21 protein-coding genes are annotated in these 20,840 nt (G+C 61.3%); 15 read left to right on the forward strand and 6 right to left on the reverse strand.

Annotated features, from left to right (window positions below):
* The first annotated feature begins 97 nt into the window (after positions 1-97).
* Together ACBG85_RS11880 and rffA are read left to right on the forward strand one after the other, a co-directional pair.
* Positions 98-1,084 carry a glycosyltransferase gene (locus tag ACBG85_RS11880; RefSeq protein ID WP_003942691.1) on the forward strand — a complete coding sequence of 329 codons (987 nt, stop codon included), beginning with the start codon at positions 98-100 and terminating at the stop codon, positions 1,082-1,084.
* Complete coding sequence (gene rffA, locus ACBG85_RS11885; protein WP_003942806.1) at positions 1,074-2,216, forward strand: dTDP-4-amino-4,6-dideoxygalactose transaminase; 1,143 nt, start codon at positions 1,074-1,076, stop codon at positions 2,214-2,216. The genes ACBG85_RS11880 and rffA overlap by 11 nt, the downstream gene beginning before the upstream one ends.
* Before the next feature lie 26 nt (positions 2,217-2,242).
* Here the strand turns inward: rffA and ACBG85_RS11890 are convergent, their stop codons facing one another.
* Positions 2,243-3,229 (reverse strand): serine hydrolase, encoded by a 987-nt coding sequence (locus ACBG85_RS11890; RefSeq protein WP_007729299.1) that lies wholly within the window; start codon positions 3,227-3,229, stop codon positions 2,243-2,245.
* A gap of 75 nt (positions 3,230-3,304) precedes the next feature.
* Between ACBG85_RS11890 and ACBG85_RS11895 the strand changes: the two genes are divergently transcribed.
* The 6 genes from ACBG85_RS11895 (at position 3,305) to ACBG85_RS11920 (ending at position 9,000) form a co-directional block, all read left to right on the forward strand.
* Complete coding sequence (locus ACBG85_RS11895; protein ID WP_007729297.1) at positions 3,305-5,644, forward strand: Tex family protein; 2,340 nt, start codon at positions 3,305-3,307, stop codon at positions 5,642-5,644.
* A 104-nt stretch (positions 5,645-5,748) separates the two neighbouring features.
* A complete protein-coding gene (locus ACBG85_RS11900; protein ID WP_003942742.1) occupies positions 5,749-6,636 on the forward strand; it encodes a hypothetical protein in 888 nt (295 codons plus the stop codon).
* Between the two features lie 89 nt (positions 6,637-6,725).
* A complete protein-coding gene (gene rplS / locus ACBG85_RS11905; protein WP_003942791.1) occupies positions 6,726-7,067 on the forward strand; it encodes a 50S ribosomal protein L19 in 342 nt (113 codons plus the stop codon).
* 55 nt (positions 7,068-7,122) lie between these two features.
* The gene (gene lepB / locus ACBG85_RS11910) at positions 7,123-7,926 is read left to right on the forward strand and encodes a signal peptidase I (protein ID WP_003942787.1); all 804 of its coding nucleotides are present in this window, start codon (positions 7,123-7,125) and stop codon (positions 7,924-7,926) included.
* A 50-nt stretch (positions 7,927-7,976) separates the two neighbouring features.
* The gene (locus ACBG85_RS11915) at positions 7,977-8,657 is read left to right on the forward strand and encodes a ribonuclease HII (protein WP_019747972.1); all 681 of its coding nucleotides are present in this window, start codon (positions 7,977-7,979) and stop codon (positions 8,655-8,657) included.
* Positions 8,658-8,694: 37 nt separating this feature from the next.
* Entirely contained in the window at positions 8,695-9,000 is a 306-nt protein-coding gene (locus ACBG85_RS11920; RefSeq protein WP_003942715.1) for a DUF2469 domain-containing protein, read from the forward strand.
* A gap of 84 nt (positions 9,001-9,084) precedes the next feature.
* Here ACBG85_RS11920 and ACBG85_RS11925 read toward each other — a convergent pair whose 3' ends face one another.
* The 3 genes from ACBG85_RS11925 to ACBG85_RS11935 all read right to left on the reverse strand — a co-directional run bounded on the left by ACBG85_RS11925 (position 9,085) and on the right by ACBG85_RS11935 (position 11,671).
* On the reverse strand, positions 9,085-10,266 hold the full coding sequence (locus tag ACBG85_RS11925; RefSeq protein ID WP_372027545.1) for an RtcB family protein: 1,182 nt from the start codon (positions 10,264-10,266) through the stop codon (positions 9,085-9,087).
* 97 nt (positions 10,267-10,363) lie between these two features.
* Complete coding sequence (locus ACBG85_RS11930; RefSeq protein WP_003942716.1) at positions 10,364-10,582, reverse strand: hypothetical protein; 219 nt, start codon at positions 10,580-10,582, stop codon at positions 10,364-10,366.
* Between the two features lie 81 nt (positions 10,583-10,663).
* Positions 10,664-11,671, reverse strand: coding sequence for an iron-siderophore ABC transporter substrate-binding protein (locus ACBG85_RS11935; protein ID WP_372027546.1), 1,008 nt, complete (start codon positions 11,669-11,671; stop codon positions 10,664-10,666).
* 251 nt (positions 11,672-11,922) lie between these two features.
* Here ACBG85_RS11935 and ACBG85_RS11940 point away from each other — a divergent pair, with 251 nt between their 5' ends.
* On the forward strand, positions 11,923-12,621 hold the full coding sequence (locus tag ACBG85_RS11940) for an AraC family transcriptional regulator (protein ID WP_372027548.1): 699 nt from the start codon (positions 11,923-11,925) through the stop codon (positions 12,619-12,621).
* A 115-nt stretch (positions 12,622-12,736) separates the two neighbouring features.
* Here ACBG85_RS11940 and ACBG85_RS11945 read toward each other — a convergent pair whose 3' ends face one another.
* Positions 12,737-13,471, reverse strand: coding sequence for a hypothetical protein (locus tag ACBG85_RS11945; RefSeq protein ID WP_372027550.1), 735 nt, complete (start codon positions 13,469-13,471; stop codon positions 12,737-12,739).
* Between the two features lie 262 nt (positions 13,472-13,733).
* Here ACBG85_RS11945 and ACBG85_RS11950 point away from each other — a divergent pair, with 262 nt between their 5' ends.
* The 5 genes from ACBG85_RS11950 to ACBG85_RS11970 all read left to right on the forward strand — a co-directional run bounded on the left by ACBG85_RS11950 (position 13,734) and on the right by ACBG85_RS11970 (position 18,607).
* Positions 13,734-14,090: a YraN family protein gene (locus ACBG85_RS11950; RefSeq protein ID WP_037130401.1), complete on the forward strand. Its 357-nt coding sequence runs from the start codon at positions 13,734-13,736 to the stop codon at positions 14,088-14,090.
* The gene (locus tag ACBG85_RS11955; RefSeq protein ID WP_372027552.1) at positions 14,090-15,598 is read left to right on the forward strand and encodes a YifB family Mg chelatase-like AAA ATPase; all 1,509 of its coding nucleotides are present in this window, start codon (positions 14,090-14,092) and stop codon (positions 15,596-15,598) included. The genes ACBG85_RS11950 and ACBG85_RS11955 overlap by 1 nt, the downstream gene beginning before the upstream one ends.
* Entirely contained in the window at positions 15,595-16,722 is a 1,128-nt protein-coding gene (gene dprA / locus ACBG85_RS11960) for a DNA-processing protein DprA (RefSeq protein ID WP_269609666.1), read from the forward strand. Before ACBG85_RS11955 ends, dprA begins: the two co-directional genes overlap by 4 nt.
* 461 nt (positions 16,723-17,183) lie before the next feature.
* Positions 17,184-17,543 (forward strand): Lsr2 family protein, encoded by a 360-nt coding sequence (locus ACBG85_RS11965; protein WP_003942721.1) that lies wholly within the window; start codon positions 17,184-17,186, stop codon positions 17,541-17,543.
* Positions 17,544-17,836: 293 nt separating this feature from the next.
* Complete coding sequence (locus ACBG85_RS11970) at positions 17,837-18,607, forward strand: siderophore-interacting protein (protein ID WP_372027554.1); 771 nt, start codon at positions 17,837-17,839, stop codon at positions 18,605-18,607.
* Here the strand turns inward: ACBG85_RS11970 and ACBG85_RS11975 are convergent.
* On the reverse strand, positions 18,604-19,776 hold the full coding sequence (locus ACBG85_RS11975) for a multidrug effflux MFS transporter (protein WP_193595762.1): 1,173 nt from the start codon (positions 19,774-19,776) through the stop codon (positions 18,604-18,606). The genes ACBG85_RS11970 and ACBG85_RS11975 overlap by 4 nt on opposite strands.
* 84 nt (positions 19,777-19,860) lie before the next feature.
* Between ACBG85_RS11975 and ACBG85_RS11980 the strand changes: the two genes are divergently transcribed.
* On the forward strand, positions 19,861-20,787 hold the full coding sequence (locus ACBG85_RS11980) for a tyrosine recombinase XerC (protein WP_003942767.1): 927 nt from the start codon (positions 19,861-19,863) through the stop codon (positions 20,785-20,787).
* Positions 20,788-20,840 lie beyond the last annotated feature (53 nt).

The raw sequence follows: 20,840 nt of genomic DNA on the forward strand, positions 1-20,840 counted from the left end.
GTCAAGACATCTCTGCGTGTTAAAGTTCGCGACGGTGTGGGCCCGATCGTGCCTGTCTCTCGGCGCCAGTCGAGCCCCCTGAAGGGAGTGGAAGCGAGTGCACTCGATTTCCGTCGTAGTGCCCGTTTATCAGGGCGAAAAGACGATCACGGCGCTCGTCGAGGAGTTGGACGGCCTGGGCACACCGAGTGCGACGCCCGGTGGTGCGCAGTTCTCCGTCGACGAGATCGTGCTGGTTCACGACAACGGCCCGGACCGCTCCGACGTCGTGTTACTCGAATTGGAGCGCCGTTTCGAGCAGGTGCGTGTCGTGTGGCTCAGCCGCAACTACGGCCAGGACGCGGCGACCATCGCCGGCATGGCCGCTGCAACTGGACAGTGGATCGTGACGATGGACGAGGACGGCCAGCACGACCCGGTGCACATCGGGGCTTTCCTCGACACCGCGCTGACGGAGCGATCCGATCTCGTGTATTCCAAACCCACGAACACACGCCCGCACGGATTCTTGCGGAACCTGACCTCGCGCGGCGCAAAGATCGTCTTGGCGACGGTATTCGCGTTCCCTGATTCGACGAGATTCGAAAGTTACCGCCTGATCCGCGGTGACATCGGCCGACAGTTGGCCGGCGTCGCGGCCAACGGCGTGTATCTGGACGTTGCGCTGACGTGGGTTGTCGGTAACACGGCCACGGCGCCGGTGACACTTCGAGCCGAAGGCCGCGAAGAATCCGGGTACAACTACCGCCGTTTGTTCTCGTTGTTCTGGAAGATGGTGTTGTGTAGCGGAACACGCGGTCTGCGGCTGGTCAGCCTGCTCGGAGTCACCCTGGCGTCGGCCGGTGTGATCATGGCCGCGGTGATCTTCATCGGGGCCATGACCGGCGACAACAACGATCCCGAAGGATGGGCGTCGATCATCATGGCGCTGTTGGTCTGTTCGGGTGCGATCCTGTTCTCGCTCGGACTCATTGCCGAATATCTCGGTGTGGCACTGCACGTCCTTGTCGGAAAGCCGCTGTATCTGACTGTCGACTCCCCGCGGCCCGGAACCTCGATCGATCGGCGTAGTCGTGAGCACTGATCGCATCATCTTCTCCCGCCCCTATCGGGCATCGAACGAATTGTCGAATCTGGCAACGGTTCTGGAGTCCGACCACATTCACGGTGACGGACGTTTCACCAAGTCCGCGACTGCAGCGCTCAAGGCGATCACCGGATCCACGCATGCTCTGCTGACCACCTCGTGCACGCATGCACTCGAATTGGGTGCGCTGCTGCTCGAATTGGGCCCGGGCGACGAGGTAATAGTTCCGAGCTTCGCGTTCAGTTCGGCGGCAACCGCCGTCGCGTTGCGCGGGGCCACTGTTGTTTTCGTCGACATCGATCCGAGTACCGGCAACATCGACCCGGCGTGCGTCGCGGCGGCGATCACCGAACGCACCAAAGCTGTACTGGTCATGCATTACGGCGGAGTCGCCGCGGACATGGAACCTCTCCTCGACCTCGCGGAACTCCACGGCGTTGCGTTGATCGAAGACAACGCTCACGGACTCGGCGGAAAGTGGCGCGGGCGCTCGCTCGGCACCATCGGAACAATCGGAACGCAGAGTTTTCACGACACCAAGAACGTTCACTGCGGTGAGGGCGGCGCGCTGTTGCTCTCTGACGATCAGTTGATGACTCGCGCCGAAATCATCCGTGAGAAGGGGACCGACCGTGCGCGTTTCCTGCGCGGCCAGGTCGACAAGTATTCGTGGCAGGACATCGGGTCGAGTTATCTGCCCAGTGAACTCAATGCCGCCGTCCTCGACGCACAACTCTCCGAGTTCGACGCGATTCAGGCGGCCAGGCATCGCGTCTGGGATGCCTACAGCGTGAGTCTGGGCGAGTGGGCGGCCGCGAACGGTGTCGTGCCCATGGCGGTGCCCGATGATCGCGAGCACACTGCGCACCTGTTCTATCTCAAGATGCCGACCGAAGAGAGCCGTGACGGCTTGATTCGGCACCTTGCCGGTGACGGAATCGTGGCGCCGTTCCACTACGTTCCGCTCGATACGAGTGCGGCCGGTGTGCGCTACGGACGAACACCGCAGCCGTGCGTGCGTAGTGCCGAGTTCTCCGCGTCGATCCTTCGACTGCCGCTGTGGCCCATGCTCACGTTCGAACAACAGGACCGGGTCATCGGTTCGGTGCTCGAGTACAAGCAGGCTTGAGGACGAACACGACCGCGTGGATCGACTCAGGGCCCGGAAGCTTCGGGCATCGCCGAATCCGCGGTCGTGGATGCCGCTGCCCAGTCGTCGATGCTTCCGCTCGGGAAGAGAATCTGCGTGACGCCGGTGACCGTGTCGCGAGCGTGCAATGCACTTTCGTCGTCGACGGCATCGGTGAACGAGGTGTCGGGATAGAAGCTGTCCTCATCCGTGTACTGGACGTCTTCTCGCGAACCGATTGCGATGATGTATCGGTTGTCGTCACCGACGATGCCGGTGGACAGATGGATCCACTTGTCCTCGACACAGCACATCCAGCCCTGTTTGACTCCTATGACGGGCTCGCCGAACAAGGCCTCGGGCAGGCCGAATCTCTGGTCGTAACCGTCGGTTCCTTCGGGAGTGGATTGCCGCAGGTACTCGACGAACTGCTCGACCCGTTCAGGTCCGAGTTGATCGGAGTCGTCGAGGACACCGCTGTAGAAGGTGACCAGGTCACGTGTCGTGGTCTCGGTGTTCCACCACATTCCGTCCCAGGGCGGCGTCGTCGCGGTCAGTGCATAACGCTCGGCGACGCGGGTGATCACCTCTTGGCCGCCGACCTCGTCCCACAGGAGGTTGGCTGCGGTGTCGTCGGAGGATTCGAGCATCGCCGCCATGAGGGTGCGATCGTCGTCCGTGATGGGTCGCTCACCGCGCGCATCCTGATGAAGTAGATCCTCGGCGATGAAAAGTTTTGCCACCGAGGCTGTTTCGATCTGCTGGTCACCGGCGACGTCGAGGTACTTGTCCGAGGAGCGGTCGAGGATGGCGATGGAGACGTCCGCACCACGCCCGAGCGCAGCTACCTGAGCCTGTCCCAGACGGCCGTCGAGGGTCTCGGCTACCGGAACATTGGTGTCGGGAAAGGCGGGGGTCTGCATCGGATCATCCGGGTTCTGTCCACCGCTGCACGAAGCCGCAAAAGTAACTGCGGCCACCATTGCGGCAATCCGGACGTACCGCGTACTCATTTGTTTCCCCCGGTAGCCCTGACACGGCACTGTTGCCGATCTTCTTGTCTCAGGATAGCGGTAGGGTCGGATCTCGTGATTCTCAAGACCGTGAACCAGCGCATTGCCGAGGAACTCGACGTCCGCGAAGGCCAGGTTGCAGCAGCAGTCGACCTTCTCGACGGCGGAGCCACGGTGCCCTTCATCGCCCGGTACCGCAAGGAAGTCACCGGCACGCTCGACGACGCCCAGCTGCGACTCCTGGACGAGCGGCTGCGGTATCTCCGCGAGCTCGACGACCGTCGTGACGCCGTGCTCACGGAGATCGACTCTCAGGGCAAACTCGACGATCAACTGCGCGGTCAGATCATGCTGGCCGAGACGAAAGCGCGGCTGGAGGACATCTACCTCCCCTTCAAGCCGAAGCGGCGCACCAAGGCGCAGATCGCCCGCGAGGCCGGCCACGAGCCCGTCGCCGATGCTCTCATCGGAGATCCCACCACCGATCCCGCGAAGTATTCGGACGAGCAGCTCGACGGTGCCCGGTCGATCCTCGTCGAGCGCTTCGCCGAGGACGCCGATCTGGTCGGTGAATTGCGTGAGCTGATGTGGAATCGCGGCCAGGTCGTCTCCTCGGTCCGCAAGGGCAAGGAAACCGATGGCTCGAAGTTTGCTGACTACTTCGAGTTCTCGGAACCGTTCTCCAAATTGCCCTCGCACCGCATCCTCGCCGTCCTGCGCGGCGAGAAGGAAGAAGTGCTGTCGCTCAACATGGCGGCAGACACCGAAGAACTCGCGCCGGGGGAGCGCACGGTCTACGAAGGCCGCATCGCGTCGCGGTTCGAGATCGCCGACCGTGGTCGGGCCGCCGACGGGTGGCTTCTCGACACCGTCAAGTGGGCGTGGAAGACGAAGTTCGCCGTCACGCTCGGTATCGACACTCGGATGCGTCTGCGGCAGTCGGCCGAAAAGGACGCCGTCGACGTCTTCGCCACCAACCTCAAGGATCTACTCCTCGCAGCTCCCGCCGGCGCCCGACCCACCATGGGACTCGACCCCGGATTCCGCACCGGAACGAAGGTTGCCGTCGTCGACGGAACCGGCAAAGTTGTTGCCTACGAGACGATTTACCCGCACCAGCCGCAGAACAAGTGGGACGCGGCTCTCGCGACGCTTGCCGGACTGGTCGCCGAACACGGCGTCGAACTGATCGCCATCGGCAACGGCACGGCCTCACGCGAGACCGACACGCTCGCTACCGAACTGATCAAGAAGACCGGCGCGCCCAACCTGACCAAGATCGTCGTCTCCGAGGCAGGCGCATCGGTGTACTCGGCTTCGGCCTACGCGTCGCAGGAACTTCCCGACCTCGACGTCTCGATTCGCGGTGCGGTGTCCATTGCGCGTCGCTTGCAGGATCCGTTGGCGGAGTTGGTCAAGATCGATCCCAAGTCCATCGGCGTCGGTCAGTACCAGCACGACATCACCGAATCGCTGCTCTCGCGTTCCCTCGACGCCGTCGTCGAGGATGCCGTCAACTCGGTCGGCGTCGACGTCAACACCGCGTCCGTGCCGCTGCTTGCTCGGGTGTCCGGAATTGCAGGATCCCTTGCAGAGAGCATCGTCGCGCATCGGGACCAGAACGGTCCGTTCAAATCCCGCAAGGGTCTCAAGGATGTCTCCCGCCTGGGACCCAAGGCATTCGAGCAGTGCGCAGGCTTCCTGCGGATCACCGACGGCGACGACCCTCTCGACGCGTCGAGCGTCCACCCGGAGGCATATCCGGTGGTTCGCAAGATCGTCGCGAGTGCAGGCGGGGACGTGCGCACCGTGATCGGAAACTCGCAGGCACTTCGATCGGTCAAGGCGTCCGACTACGTCGACGAGCGATTCGGTCTACCGACCGTCACCGACATCATCTCCGAGTTGGAGAAGCCGGGACGAGATCCACGACCCGAATTCAAGACCGCAACCTTTGCCGCAGGTATCGAGAAGGTCGCGCATCTCAAGCCCGGCATGACCCTCGAAGGCGTGGTCACCAACGTCGCAGCCTTCGGTGCCTTCGTCGACATCGGAGTTCATCAGGACGGTCTGGTTCACGTCTCGGCGATGTCACACAACTTCGTCAAGGACCCACGCGAGGTCGTCAAGTCAGGTGACGTCGTCAAGGTGAAGGTCCTCGAAGTGGACGAGGCACGCCAACGCATCGGGCTGACGCTTCGTCTCGACGACGAGGTGGGAGCGCCCCGCAAGTCCGAAGGCCAGCGAGGTGGGCAACCCCAGCGTCAGGGCCAGCCGCAGGGCCAGCGTCAGGGGCAGGGTCAGCAACGAGGAAATGGCGGACGCCAGGGCGGACGCGAGCAGCGACCGGACAACCGCGCGCCTGCTGCCGGGTCGATGGCCGACGCTCTGCGCAAGGCGGGCTTCGGCAAGTAAATCCGTCCGCCGGGTTTTCGAAGTCCGTATCGTCACAATCGAGTCGGTTGGCGGTATGAACCCGATCAGGGTCGGATCATGAATTCGGTGAAGGGAGGACAGTGATGCGGGAGTGGCTCGAGCGCGAGATCATCGCCCATGGCCGATTGCCGTTGCTGTTCTTCCTGCTCGGGTTCCTGTCCGCCTTCCTTTTCATCCGCCTCAGCGTCCGGATGATTCGCGCGCAAGTGAAATGGTGGCCGGGCAACATCGCGCCCGGAGGCCAGCATGTGCATCACGTCGTGTTCGGTGTGATCGCCATGATGATCTCCGGTGGTGCGTTGATCGCGGTCTACGTCGATGGTTCGCAGACCACCGGTGCCGTCCTGGCGGCGATCTTCGGTATGGGTGCGGCGTTGGTGCTCGACGAGTTCGCACTGATCTTCTATCTGAAGGACGTGTACTGGTCCGAACAAGGTCGGACCTCGGTGGATGCGGTCTTCGTCGCGATCGCCGTGACCGGCCTGGTGCTGCTGGGTTTCCGCCCGCTCGAACTTCTCGACGTCGCCGGATTCCGTGAAGAACGCGATCCGTGGATCAAGTTGGTCTTCGTTTTCGTCGCGTTGATCAACTTCGCCTTGGCAGCCATCGTGATTCTCAAGGGGAAGATCTGGACGGGGCTCGTCGGTCTGTTCGTTTTCCCGTTGCTGGTAATCGGAGCGGTCCGCCTGAGCCGGCCGGGTGCGCCGTGGGCTCGCTGGCGGTACACGCGCAAGCCTAAACGGATGAACCGCGCGCTCGAGCGTGAGCGGAAGTGGCGGCGACCGGTCATCAGGGCCAAGATCTACGTCCAGGATCTGATAGCCGGATCGCCGAGCGTCGAACATGCGATGACCGCGGCCGAGCAGGAACTGGACCACACCATCCACGCAGCTCCGCCGCCACCGATTTCCCCGCTGGTATCCGCGTCTGGCACAATGGACGGGTTGCCTGGACCAGGCAGCAGCACTTGATCTGGGCACGAACCAGACGAGCGCCGTTTCGGGAGACCGAAACGCGTGCCGCTCGGTTCCTCTGCTCCTGCGAAATACAAGGATGACATATGAACACCCTGGACTTCCTGGACAAAAAGTCGCTCCGCGACGACATCCCCGAGTTCCGTCCCGGCGACACGCTCAACGTGAACGTCAAGGTTATCGAAGGCTCCAAGGAGCGCGTGCAGGTCTTCAAGGGCGTCGTTATTCGTCGCCAGGGCGGCGGCGTTCGCGAGACCTTCACCGTCCGTAAGGTCTCCTTCGGCGTCGGCGTCGAGCGCACCTTCCCGGTTCACAGCCCCACGCTGGCCTCCATCGAGGTTCTGACCCGCGGTGACGTCCGTCGCGCCAAGCTGTACTACCTCCGTGAGCTTCGTGGCAAGAAGGCGAAGATCAAGGAAAAGCGCTGATCTTTCCGATGAGCCCGGCACCGCGTACGCGCGGTGTCGGGCTAATCTGGTTTCTGTGGCAGATTCTTCGAAGGAGCAGGCATTGTCGTCCGGACCCGAGAATCACGAGGGATCAAGCGGTTCCGCGGAACCGACCTCACATCGGCCGCAGAAGAAACAGCGATCGTTTCTGCGAGAACTCCCTGTTCTGATCGGCGTAGCGCTGGTACTCAGCATCGTCCTTCAGGCATTTGTCTTCAGAGTTTTTCTCATCCCATCCGAGTCGATGGAACCGACACTGCACGGCTGTGCAGGATGTACCGGTGACCGCATCGTGGTGGAGAAGATCGGATACCGCTTCGGCGATCCGGAACCCGGCGACGTCGTCGTCTTCAAGGGACCCGATTCGTGGAACACGAAATATGTGTCCAATCGGTCCGACAACGTTGTCGTCCGCGGCATTCAAGAGGTCGGTTCGTGGGTCGGCCTCGTTCCGCCGGACGAGAACGACTTGGTCAAGCGAGTGATCGCTACCGGCGGCCAGACCGTCGAATGCTGCGACGATCAGGGCCGAGTCCTGGTCGATGGCAAGCCGCTCGACGAGCCGTACATCAAGATGGATTTCCCGTTCACCCCGGGAACACAGACGTGTGACACCGAACTGAAGTCGGGCCGCTGCTTCGGGCCGATCACCGTTCCCGAGGGCCACGTGTGGGTCATGGGTGACAACCGCAGCAATTCCGCCGACTCGCGCTACCACGTCGACGACGAGTTCCAGGGAACCGTCCCGATCGACAACATCATCGGTCAAGCTCGTTTCATCGTCCTTCCCCCGTCGCGAATGGGCGGCATCGATGCGCCTGATATTCAGGGCAATTGAGTTGTCGGACCGCACACATGGATTCGCGTAGTTCCGAGTAGGCAGAGACAGTGAGTAGTTGGCCCCCTCGCGTTGTCATTCGCAGATCGGCAGGTCTGCGGACGATGGAGTCTGCGTTGGCGCGAACCGGACTCGGTCCGGTGGCCGGCGTCGACGAGGCCGGGCGCGGAGCGTGCGCTGGTCCACTTGTCATTGCAGCGTGTGTCCTGGCGCCGAAACCGCAAGCAGCCCTCGCGCGGCTCGACGATTCGAAGAAGCTGACCGAACGTGCGCGCGAGGAGCTTTTCCCGGCGATCAAGCGCTTGGCGTTGGCGTGGAGTGTCGTTTCGGTACCCGCTGCGGAAGTCGATCAGATCGGTATCCACGTCGCCAACATCGAGGGGATGCGTCGAGCAGTCGCGGGCCTCGATCTCGAACCGGGCTACGTTCTCACCGACGGATTTCGGGTTCCGGGTCTGACGGCTCCGTCGCTACCAGTTATCGGCGGTGACGGCGCCGCTGCATGCATCGCCGCGGCGAGCGTTCTCGCGAAGGTGACCCGAGATCGTGTGATGACCGAGATGGACGACACTCATCCGGGATACGGCTTCGCGATTCACAAGGGATACAGCACGCCACTGCACATGGACGCACTCGACGAGCTGGGGCCGTGCCCCGAGCACCGCATGACCTATGCCAACGTGGTGGCTGCGGGAGTCCGGTTGGAACAACGCGCGGGCCGTACGGGATGATGGACGTTCAGACGAACTGGGAGGACTGGCTAAACCGATGAGTGCCGAGGATCTCGAGAAGTACGAAACCGAGATGGAGCTGTCGCTCTACCGTGAATACCGGGACATCGTCGGACAGTTCTCCTACGTCGTGGAGACCGAACGACGTTTCTACCTGGCCAACACGGTCGAGTTGCTGCCCCACAATTCAGACGGGGAGATCTACTTCGAGCTGCGGATGTCCGACGCCTGGGTGTGGGACATGTACCGCCCGGCGCGATTCGTGAAATACGTACGCGTCGTGACCTTCAAGGACGTCAACATCGAAGAGCTGGACAAGCCGGATCTGCGCCTTCCTGACTGATCTGCGCTTGCCGGACTGATCTCGACAACGAAGTGCCCCGCCGATATCGGCGGGGCACTTCGTATTTCGCGGAGTTGTGCGGGGTCAGTTGCACTTGACGTTCACAATCTGACGCAGCGTGTGTCGAATCTCGACCAAGTCCTTCGCGTCGTCCATCACGACGTCGATGTCCTTGTACGCACCCGGGATCTCGTCGAGGAACGCCGCGGAACGCTTGTATTCGATGCCGACCATTGCCTTGTCGAGATCTTCGATGGTGAAGGTCTTGCGTGCCTGGTTACGTCCGTACACCCGACCCGCGCCGTGGGGGCTGGACTTGAACGACGGTACGTTTCCCTTCCCGACGACGACGTAACTCGCCGTCCCCATCGAACCGGGGATGAGCCCGGGCGTGCCCTCGTCTGCCTTGATCGCACCCTTACGGCTCAGCCACACACCCCTGCCCATGTGGAACTCCTTCTGGGTGAAGTTGTGGTGGCAGTTGATCCGCTCGACTTCGTCGATGATCGCGGGCTTGCCGTCTCCCATGAAGTGCGCGAAGTCCTTCACGACGCGGTCCATCATCTCTTCGCGGTTGAGCAGAGCGAAGTGCTGAGCCCAGTTGAGATCGGTGATGTACGAGTCGAATTCGGGTGTCTTCTCGACCAGGTAGGCAAGATCCGGATCGGGAAGGTTGATGTACCACCGCTCGCACAAGTCCTTGGCGATCTTGATGTGATGCTGCGCGAGCTTGTTTCCGATACCGCGGCTTCCCGAGTGCAGGAACAGCCAGACGCCGTCGCTTTCATCGAGTGTCACCTCGATGAAGTGGTTACCAGAGCCCAGCGTTCCGAGCTGAAACCTCCAGTTGTTCTTGAACTTGTCGTAGAAGGCCAGGCGATCGCCCGCCATTGCCTCGAGTTCTGCGATGCGGATTTTCGCCGTGTCGCTCAGCGTCTTGTTGTAGACACCTGCCGAGAGCGGAACGGAGCGTTCGATGCTGTGGCGAAGTACGCTCAGGTCGCGGCCTTGAAGGTCGCGTGCGTTGAACTGGGTTTTGACCGCGATCATTCCGCAGCCGATATCGACTCCGACGGCGGCGGGCATGATTGCGCCTTCCGTCGGAATGACCGAACCCACCGTCGCTCCCGCACCGAGGTGCGCATCCGGCATCAATGCCAGATGTGGACGGACAAAAGGCATCTGGGACGTGCGCAGCGCTTGCTCCCGAGTGTTTTCGTCGAGTATCGATGCCCAGTTCCACAACCTCTTGGTGATCTTCTCCATCAGATTTCTCCCACATAGTTCACAGCCGAACCGATCGGTCCGGTGTGTCGTGCAGGAATGACCATGCGCTCGGTCAGTGGTTGTGTGCAACCCCTTTTCAGGTTCGCAGGCCGTCTGCGAGTTCGTAGATTCGTCCGACGTACTTCTCCTGGAAGGCTTTTCGGGCAGCATCTGCTTGTTGCCGTGCGCCCATCTGGGAGTAGAGGTACTCGAGATGAACCAAACTCTCGCCGATGTCGACGCGTCGCTGGTCGAGAACCGTCAGCTCGTCGACCAGTCGAGCCAGATCTAACGCGGTGTCCGGTACCTCGTCCATGGTGATCCTCGATGTCCGTGAGTGCTTCCTGACCCCGAGGCTAACACTCTTCGAACATATTTTCGATACCTGCTCTGTTGTTTACTTCGACAACGTGGCTGTCAGTTGGTCGATGGCATACGGAATGCTCAGGACGGTATTGCCGGACATCGCCGCGCCGACTGGGGGATCTGCGGTGTACCGCACGACTATCGCATTTCCGCTCTTCACGGCGGGTAGTCGCTGGTAGAGCGTGTTGTTGGCGAGGGCCTTCTCTCCCTCTGGATCGGCCATCACGATCAAACGATCAACGGGTTCGAGGATGTCGTATCGCTCGTTCGGCAGCCAGTCGCCGAACTGGTCGCCGACGAATGCGTCGACGGTCGCAGGGAGGGTGAACCCGAGTGACGAGAGGAAAATGCCGCGTGGGTCGTGCGACGAGAACGCGTATCCATCGGGAGTGTCGAGGTTGACGATCGTTGCGGTTTGCCCGGAAAACTCCGGGTGTGCAGCGCGAGCGGTGGCAAACGCGTTTTCGGTATCCGTGATCAGTTGCTGAGCTTGTGGTTCTTTGCCGAGGGCGCGCCCGGCGGTGAGTGTCATGTCGGTCCACGGCGTTGTGTATGCGTCGTAGTCCTTGCTCTGCGCGACAGTCGGCGCAATCGAGGTCAGCTTCTTGTAGGTCTCCGTGTCGATGTCGGCGTACAGCGCGAGGATCAGATCTGGTGCGAGGGAGGCGATTTGCTCGAAGTTGAAGTCTCCGCCGCTGTTGATGTAGGTCGGAGTCTTTCCTTTCCAGTAGTCCTTCGTCCACGGCCAGCTTTCATCCATGCCGGAGCCCCACCATTCGGCCATTCCGACGGGTTCAACCCCCAGGGCAAGCAGTGGTTCGTGATCGGTGTATCCGAGTGTGACGACGCGCTGTGGTGCGGCGTCGATTGTCGTCGAACCCAGTGCGTGCTCAATCGTCACGGGGAATGCGTCGTTGGTCTGGAGCGCTGATGCGGTGTCGACGCCTTGCGAGGTTCCGCAGGCGGTCGAGAACCCGATGATCGCGGCCGTAGTGAGTAGGGCGGCGAGGATTCGGGTGCTACGTGAGGGCACGTGCATGCTCCTTCGGGGTGGTGGGCGAATGATCTGAGTTCCGCATGAAGTAATGAACTGGTAGCGTCGGCAATAAAGTGAGGCTAACCTTTGCGGAATCGTCGGTCCATCCTTCCGGATGGACTCGGATACGCCCAGAAAGACGCGAAATGTCCACTATCGAGTACTCGACTCGCCCAAAGTCATTGCTAGCGCTGCCCGATAGTCGCGGACGGACATTCAAAGATTTTCAGGTTTACGCCAACGTAGTCGAGGGCGTGACCGCGTACGGGGCTCACCGCCACCCGGAGCATCAGATCGCCTGGATGAGTGAAGGGACGATGCAGATCGCCGCCGGGGGCAATGTGTGGCACCTGCACAGCGAGCACTTGGTCTGGTTGCCGGGCACCGTTCTCCACGACATGACGCTTCTGTCGGCGGGATGCATGATCGCGGCCTATGCGCGTCCGGATCTACGCCCTGGCGGGCCCAGGTGGACTCAGCCACTGGTTCTCGAAGTCGATGCTTTGTCCGCTCAATTGCTGCGCCATCTCGCAGATCGGACCATCGACGATGCTCGGCGGTTGATGAGTCAGGAGTTGCTCTACGACATTCTTGCTGCCGCGCCCGAACGGCACGACGTCCTCGCGGTTCCTCGTAATGCTGCGGCGAGTTCGGTTTCTGCACGGATCCTCGCCGATCCGGCAGACTCACGGACGCTGGGGGAGTGGGCGGGTGAACTCGGGGTCAGTTCCAAGACCTTGATGCGCGCCTTTGTTGCCGATACCGGGATTACCTTCGGACAGTGGCGGACTCGCGCCCGAATGTATGCGTCGCTCGAGATGCTCGCGCGGGGTGAGGGTGTCAACGACGTTGCCCCGCAGGTGGGTTACCGAACCAGTAGCGGGTTCATCGCCGCATTTCGGGAAACCTTCGGTACAACGCCGGCCCGGTACGGCGGAAAGCTGACGCGGTGATTTGCTGATGATTTCTTGAACTCGGTTGACGGCAAAGCTTTGTTCGGCAACGTAGAAATGGGCCGAGCTACCAGCATCTGCTGGTAGCTCGGCCCATTTACTAATCTGAACTGAGTCAGCTCATGTTGCCGAGCACATTGCCCAGGACACCGCTGATGACATTGGTCATCGACCCCTGCGGGTCGGTCAGGGAGCCGAATACCTGGCCCGATCCGGAGTTGAGTGAGCCGAAGCCCATGTCCTCGAGGCTTCCGGCGCCCGCCTCGACGGGGTTCGGCTGCCGGATGGTGACGCAGACGCCCATCGGATTGATGTTCCAGTCGCCCGCCGCCAGCACAATGTTGGTGCCGGCGCCGCTGTCGAGCTGCGCGCCTACAACTGCGTTATCGGGAACTTTGTAGGTGGTTTCCAAAGCGATGACGCCGCCGCCCGCAGTGGTCCATCCGCCGCCCTTTGCCACCACGGAGTTGTTGCCGACGACGACGGTCTTGGTGACGTCGTCCCACTTCTGGTCGCCGATAAGCCATTTGACGTTCAGGCGAGCCTTGACCAGCTGGAATCCTGCCGGGTGGAAATCGCGGATCTGATTGACGAGTGCTCCCGAACCGGAAACCTTTGTCAGGTAGGTGACCGTCTGTCCCGGGGCGACCTTGCCGTCGCCGACAACCTCCTTGCTGACGGTGTACGGCGTCCCGAGGGAACCGGCCCAACTGTCGGTGACCGACTGGTTGAGCGCGCATGCCGGTGCTGCTTGCGCCACCGAGGCTCCAAGTCCAACAGTGACGCCGGCGGCGATGAGAACGAGGGATGTAGTGGTTGCTACTGCGTGGCGAAGTGAGCGGCGGGCCATGTAGAACTCCATTCAGCGGGGTGCGTGACGGTTTGAGCAAAACTGTAACTAGTTCTACTGGACTTTCGTCCAAGATGTGGCTGATTTCAGAAAATTGTCAGGTTTCGGGTCGCCGTTGGTGTGTCGCGCTGCCGAATTCCACAGGTTCCGAGTTGTGAACAGGTTGTTTTCGGATGGCTTGGTTTTGTGGTGGTGGGTTGAGGGTGGTGGTTGGGACGCGTTTCGTATGGGCGGGCGCGGGGTGTGAGTGGTGGGGGCTGCGATGGCGAGGAATATGGCGTTGGGGGCTCGGGGCGAGGATGTGGCTGTCGAGTTCCTGATTGATGCGGGTTTGGAGATTGTCGAACGCAATTGGCGTTGTCGGTACGGCGAGTTGGATGTTGTTGCGACGTCCGGTGATCGAATTGTGTTCGTGGAGGTGAAGACTCGCTCTGGTGTCGGGTACGGGAGTCCGGCGGAGTCCGTGACGTTCGCGAAGCAGCGTCGGATTCGGGTGTTGGCGATGCAGTGGCTCACTGATTCGGGTCGGTCGTGGTCGAGGGTGCGTTTTGATGTGGTGGCGGTGTTGATCGGCCGGGACGGCGTGCCTTCGGTCGAGCATTTTGTGGATGCGTTCTGATGGCGTTGGGGCGGGCGCATTCTGTTGCGGTCAGTGGTGTGGACGGGCAGATCGTGGAGATCGAGGCGGATATCGGGCGCGGGTTGCCTGCGGTGCATTTGGTGGGGCTGCCTGATACGGCGTTGCACGAGTCGCGTGATCGGATTCGGGCCGCGGTGACCAATTCTGGTGAGGAGTGGCCGGATAGCAAGGTGATTTTGGCGTTGTCGCCGGCGACATTGCCGAAGGTGGGCAGTGTTTACGATTTGGCTTTGTCGTTGTCGGTTCTCGATGCGGCGAAGAAGTTGCCGCGGAAGTTGTTGCGGGAGACTGTCTTTTTGGGGGAGTTGGCGCTCGACGGTCGACTGCGGACGGTGCGTGGCGTGTTGCCTGCGGTGCTTGCGGCGAAGCGGGCGGGGTGGGGGACTGTGGTGGTTCCGACTCGGGCGTTGGCTGAGGCGGGCTTGGTGAAGGGGATCGAGGTGTTGGGTGCCGATGATTTGTCTGCGGTGATCGGCTGGTTGCGTGGGGAGTTGGCGCTGGCTGTTCCTGATGTTTTCGAGCGTGCTGGTGTGGTGGCGGTGCGGGATTTGAGTGAGGTTGTCGGGCAGACGGATGCTCGGTGGGCGATCGAGGTTGCTGCGGCGGGTGCGCATCATTTGATGTTGACGGGTCCGCCGGGGATCGGGAAAACGATGTTGGCGCAGAGGCTTCCGGGGATTCTTCCGCCGTTGACGGAGGGGGAGTCGTTGGAGGTGACGGCGATTCATTCGGTGGCGGGGGTGTTGCCGGAGGCTCGGCCGTTGATCGATATGCCGCCTTTCATTGCGCCGCATCACAGTTCGTCGGTCAGTTCGCTGGTGGGTGGTGGTAGTGGGATGGCTCGTCCTGGTGCGGTCAGCCGCGCCCATCGCGGCGTGCTGTTTCTCGACGAATGTGCCGAGATCGGGGTGAAGGTGCTCGAAGCGCTACGCACACCACTCGAAGACGGGGAAGTGCGAATCGCCCGGCGGGACGGAGTTGCTCGGTACCCGGCGCGGTTCCAGCTGATCCTGGCCGCGAATCCGTGCCCATGCGCGCCGCCGCGAGACGCGGACTGCGTCTGCGCACCCGCGGCGCGTCGCCGTTACCTGGGGAAATTGTCTGGCCCGTTGTTGGACCGAGTCGACATCAGGGTCCGGATGCAGGCGGTAGCAACCGGAGCGCTGATCGACGAAGTGGGGGAAAGCACCAGCGATGTTCGTGCGCGCGTGGCGGCGGCTCGAGACACTGCAGCCCAGCGGTGGAGTGAGTACGGGTGGCGGACCAACGCGGAGGTACCAGGGCCGGCGTTGAGACAGAAGTTCAGACTCTCGCGTGCAGCGCTGGCACCGGTGGAACGGGCGCTGCGTAAAGGTGTCATCACTGCTCGTGGGGCGGACCGAGCGTTGCGGGTTGCCTGGAGTGTCGCTGATCTGGCAGGTGAGCCGATGCCCGGACCAGACCAAGTTGTCACCGCACTCGACTTTCGAGACAGGGGATTCCAATGACTGCACACGATCCACGACTACTCGCTTGGGCATATCTGTCCCGCGTCGTGCAGGGTCCTAGCGCGTATATGTCCATGTTGATCGACGAGCTCGGGGTCGAAGAAACTGCGAGGGCGGTTCGCAACGGCGATCTGCCACCCGCGATCGAGGAGAAGACGCGAGCCCGCGCTCACATCGACACAGCCCAACGAGACCTCGACCTGATGGAGGCGATGGGTGGCAGACTTGTAACACCGAACTGCGCCGATTGGCCGGCGTGGCGAATGCTTTCCTTTGACGGACTCGATCCCTCCGGGGGTGAGACGGCGCCATTTGTGTTGTGGGTGTTGGGGTCCGGGGATTTGGTTGATCTGACCGAGAGATCGGTTGGAATTGTGGGCACGCGGGCATCTACTGCGTACGGCGAACACGTGACGGCAGAGATTGCCGGTGACCTCGCTGTCGACGGATGGACCGTGATTTCCGGGGCGGCCTTCGGTATCGACGGGGCCGCGCACCGCGCTGCATTGGGCGTAGGTGGAAACACACTGGCTGTCTTGGCCTGTGGGGTGGACCGGGCGTATCCGTCAGGGCATGCGCGACTACTCAAACAGATAGCGAGTTCGGGTGCAGTGATAAGTGAATATCCGCCGGGCACAACACCTGCAAAGTTCCGGTTTCTGGCAAGGAATCGACTGGTAGCTGCGTTGTCGGACGGAGTAGTGGTGGTCGAGGCGGGTTGGCGCAGTGGTGCACGCAATACCGCCAATTGGGCTCGGAAGTTAGGCCGTCCCGTGATGGCGGTGCCCGGACCGGTTACCTCGGCATCGTCGACCGGATGTCACCGGATGATCCGCGAAGGTGAAGCGCAACTCGTTTCCAATGCCGTGGATGTAGTCGAAGCGTCAGGCCCATTTGGTGTCGGGGATTCCGCGGAGGATGCAGCCGCGACGCGTGACATCGACGCATTGCGAGGCAATTCTCGATTGGTATACGAAGCATTGCCGGGAACGGGGTCTCGCAGTACGCGTGAGTTGTCCGAGGAATCGGGATTGCTCATAGCTCAGGTTCGTGCCACTCTTCCTCTGCTCGAACTGGAGGGATTTGCAAGTTCTGATTCCAGTGGTTGGTTTCGGACGCGGTAGTACGTGAACTACTTCTGCGCCCGTCAGACCATGCGTGGCGATGCTCACTAATCGTTTGCGAAGACCGTGAATCGTCAATACCCGCAGCGCATCGGAAATGCCACGTCAGGGCTATTTTTCACGAATTTGCTCGACTGTGTGCAATGTAATTCTCGATGCGTTTCGCCGACCCGACCTGCAAGTTCGACGGGTCTCAGGAAAGCCTCAGGTCAATGTGCATGGAAGTCCGATTAGTCTGGATCACGATGACGGCGGGCATTGATTGACACCCGGCATCCGAGGGATGAATGTGTAGAATTTTCAGGGTCGTGTTCGTTCGAGGCAATGCCGCTAACCCGCTGCTAATTCGGACCATTGAGTCTGTTCGGAAACGGTGAAGGCTTTCGAACTTCTTTTGTTCATCAACGCTCTATCTGTGTATTGTGAAGGAGAATTGAATCGATCATTGAAAGAGGAGTGCAATGGCTGAGAAGCTGATTCGGCAACTCATCGACGACCTTGATGGTAAGCCGATTGACGATGGATTCGGTGATCGAATTGAGTTCTCTTACCAGGGAACGGATTACGTGATCGATCTGCGCGCCACCAATGCAGAGAAGTTCGACGCTGCGGTGAAGCCGTTCGTCGAGGCTGCTGCGAAGGTGAGCGGGAAGCGCGGCAAGAAGGCTCAGGCTGCATCTCCGCAGGCCACATCAGGTTCCGGACGCTCCAAGGAGACGCTCCAGGCCATCCGTGACTGGGCAGGTAAGAACGGTTACGAAGTTGCTCCGCGTGGGCGTATCAAAGCGGAAATCATCGACGCTTTCGACGCTGCACACTAGATTGAATTAAATACACCTCTGGCTCTCGGCGAACTCGCCGGGAGCCAGAGGTGTATTTTACTGTTGCTTTGCCGAGTTCTCGGACAGCTTTGTCCGACAGGTCGTCCGTGTGAAGCAGATCAGATAATTCGTCTAAACAGCACCGAATTTACCCAGCAGATTGGTCGGTTTCTTCCGCTCTGTACAAAGGTCGACAGAGCGCTGCGTGGAGTCGCCGGCGAGGTATTTCGCCCTCGTGCTGCAATTGTCGTGTACATTAGTTAGGTAACACTAACTTTCGGAAGGATCTTTCTGTGGCCAAGCCGACAACTGCATTGACGGTTCTGCGGACCGAACAATTGACCCCCCATATGGTACGAGTGTTTCTCGGGGGACCAGGTTTCGAGTCGTTCACTCCCAGCGAATACAGCGATTCCTATGTAAAGATCGAATTCGGCACTCGTGATCAGCCGACACTGCGCACCTACACGATTCGATCGTACGATCTTGATGCCAAAGAGATTGCAATCGATTTTGTCGTCCACGGCGACATGGGTGTTGCAGGTCCGTGGGCCGCGTCAGTTCAGCCGGGCGCTGAGATTACCCTGCGGGGACCAGGTGGCGCGTTTTCGCCGTCACCAACCGCTGATTGGTATCTCTTCGTCGGAGACGAGACCGCAATACCCGCTATTTCCGCGTCGATAGCGCGATTGGCGCCGAATGCGGTCGGCTACGCCGTTGTCGAAGTCGGGGGACCGGAAGACGAAATCGCGCTCGATGCCCCAGAAGGTATTGCCGTGACCTGGCTGCATCGCGGGGCATCGTCCGACGCGGTCGGCGAAGAATTGGCGGGCGACAACGCTCCGGTTGTCGCCGCGGTCAAGGCGCTCGAGTGGTTGCCGGGCGAACCGCACGTGTTCATTCACGGTGAAGCGCAAGCCGTCATGCACAACCTCCGGCCGTACATTCGCAAGGAACGAAATGTCCCGGCGTCGGCTGCTTCTATTTCCGGCTATTGGCGTCGTGGTCGCACCGAAGAGGGCTTCCGGGTCTGGAAGTCCGAACTCGCTGCGGCCGAAAACTAACTCGCGGCGGCCGTGCCGCGAGTCAGCAACACGAGCGCAACGGCCGCGAGAACTCCGAAGGTGGGAATTGCGATTGCCATCGGAACTGCCGTGTCTTCTCCCGCAATTCCCACCAACGGCGAAACCAGCGCCGCCAAGCCGAACTGGCCCGCTCCCATCAGCGCTGAACCGGTCCCGGCTGCGTTGGTGACCTCTCCTTGGGCGAGAGCGGTCGCATTGCCCATGATGAACCCGATGCTCGAAATTGCCACGAACAGTGGGACCAAGATCAACCAGGTATTCGTGGAACTGAAAACCACGCTGGTGCAGAACAATACGGCGCCGCCCATGAGGAGTAGGCACACCCCGAATCGCAGCAGCGTGCGTGCTCCGACGCGACCGAGCAGGCGAGTGGTGATCATCGCTGCCGTGACCATTCCGGTGGCGTTCACTGCGAACACGATCGAGAATTGTGACGGACTCAGCCCGAGAACGTTCTGAACGACGAACGGTGACGCGGAGATGTACGCGAACAAGGCGCCGAATCCGAAGACGAATGCGAGCGCATATCCGAGGTAGTGCCGATTGCGGACCACGTATCGCAGATTCGAGATCAGGGCCTTCAATCCGCCGCCGTGGCGTCGCTCGGGCGGAAGTGTCTCGGGAACGAGCAAAACGACACCAGCCACCATTACAGCGCCCGCGACCGCCAGGACCCAGAAGATCCCGCGCCATCCGACGGGGCCGAGAAGTGCGCCGCCGATCAGTGGCGCGACCACGGGAGCGATACCGCCGATGATCATCATGATGCTGAAGAGCTTCGCTGCGTCGTCGCCACGCGCTCGGTCGGCAATACAAGCGCGGGCAAGAACGATGGCAGCGCCTCCACTCAAGCCCTGGACGAGTCGTGCACCGATGAGAAACTCGATGTTCGGCGCCACCGCGCATGCCGCGCCGCTCAGTGCCGTGATGATTGTCGCGGCCAGCAGTATTCGTCGCCTGCCAAGTCCGTCGGAGATCGGACCGATGATCAGCTGGCCGATTCCGAGGCCTGCCATGAAGGTGGTCAGCGTGAGCTGAACGCTGGCCGCAGTAGTGTCGAGTGCATCCGCCATCAACGGTAGGCCGGGCAGGTACATGTCGATGGACAGTGGAGCGATTGCGGAAATCAGTGCCAGTACGCACAACATCTTCAGAGGAATTGCTCGATTCACCGATCAACCCTATCGGCGAGGGAGCTTGCGGTTTCAATCGCGGCGAGCGAGCGTGTGTTCATGACTGACGCATTGCCGGCGAGCTTGAGCGTTCACCTCGATGCGTATGCCGAGCACCTCCGACTGAGCCGAGGCCGGTCGGAACACACGATCCGCGCCTACGTCGGTGACGCGCGGGCATTGCTGACCCATTTCTCCGCGGGTTCGGAGAATGCAGATCTCGACCGCCTCGACCTAAGTGTCATGCGTTCGTGGTTGGCCGCCCAGAATGCCGTAGGAACAGCCCGTACGACGGTAGCTCGACGGGCTTCTTCGGCGCGTGGGTTCACTGCGTGGCTCGCGCAGACCGGACGCATTTCCGTCGACCCGGGCACACGTCTGGCGGCTCCACCCGCTCGCCGGACGCTGCCGACGGTGCTGCGTCAGAGTCAGGCCCTCGACGCAATGGATGCGGCGGAAAGCGGTGCGCAGCAACAAGAGCCGCTCGCCCTGCGAGACCGACTCATCGTGGAATTGTTGTACTCCACCGGAATTCGCGTCGGCGAGTTGTGTGGACTGGACGTCGAGTCGGTCGATGCCGATCGACGTTTGCTTCGTGTTCTCGGCAAGGGGAACAAGGAGCGGTCGGTGCCATACGGCCTGCCCGCAGAATCGGCACTGAACGGCTGGCTGGAGCACGGACGACCCGCGCTGTGTTCGGATCGGTCCGGGCGAGCGTTGCTCCTCGGAGTTCGAGGCGGCCGGCTCGATCAGCGTCAGGCGCGTTCGGTGGTCCACGAAACCATGGCTGCAATTCCAGGGGCTCCCGACATGGGTCCGCACGGGCTTCGGCACTCGGCTGCGACACATTTGCTGGAGGGTGGTGCGGACCTTCGTGTGGTCCAAGAACTCCTCGGTCATGCGAGTTTGGCGACCACTCAGCTGTACACGCACGTGTCGGTCGAACGGCTTCGATCCGTCCACGATCAGGCCCATCCGCGCGCCTGATTTGTGGAGCGACGCGAGTTCTCGGCCGGTATTTGGTAGCGTCGCAGCTCAGA

Source organism: Rhodococcus sp. NyZ502 (assembly GCF_041464245.1).
Taxonomy (GTDB): Bacteria; Actinomycetota; Actinomycetes; order Mycobacteriales; family Mycobacteriaceae; genus Rhodococcus_F; species Rhodococcus_F qingshengii.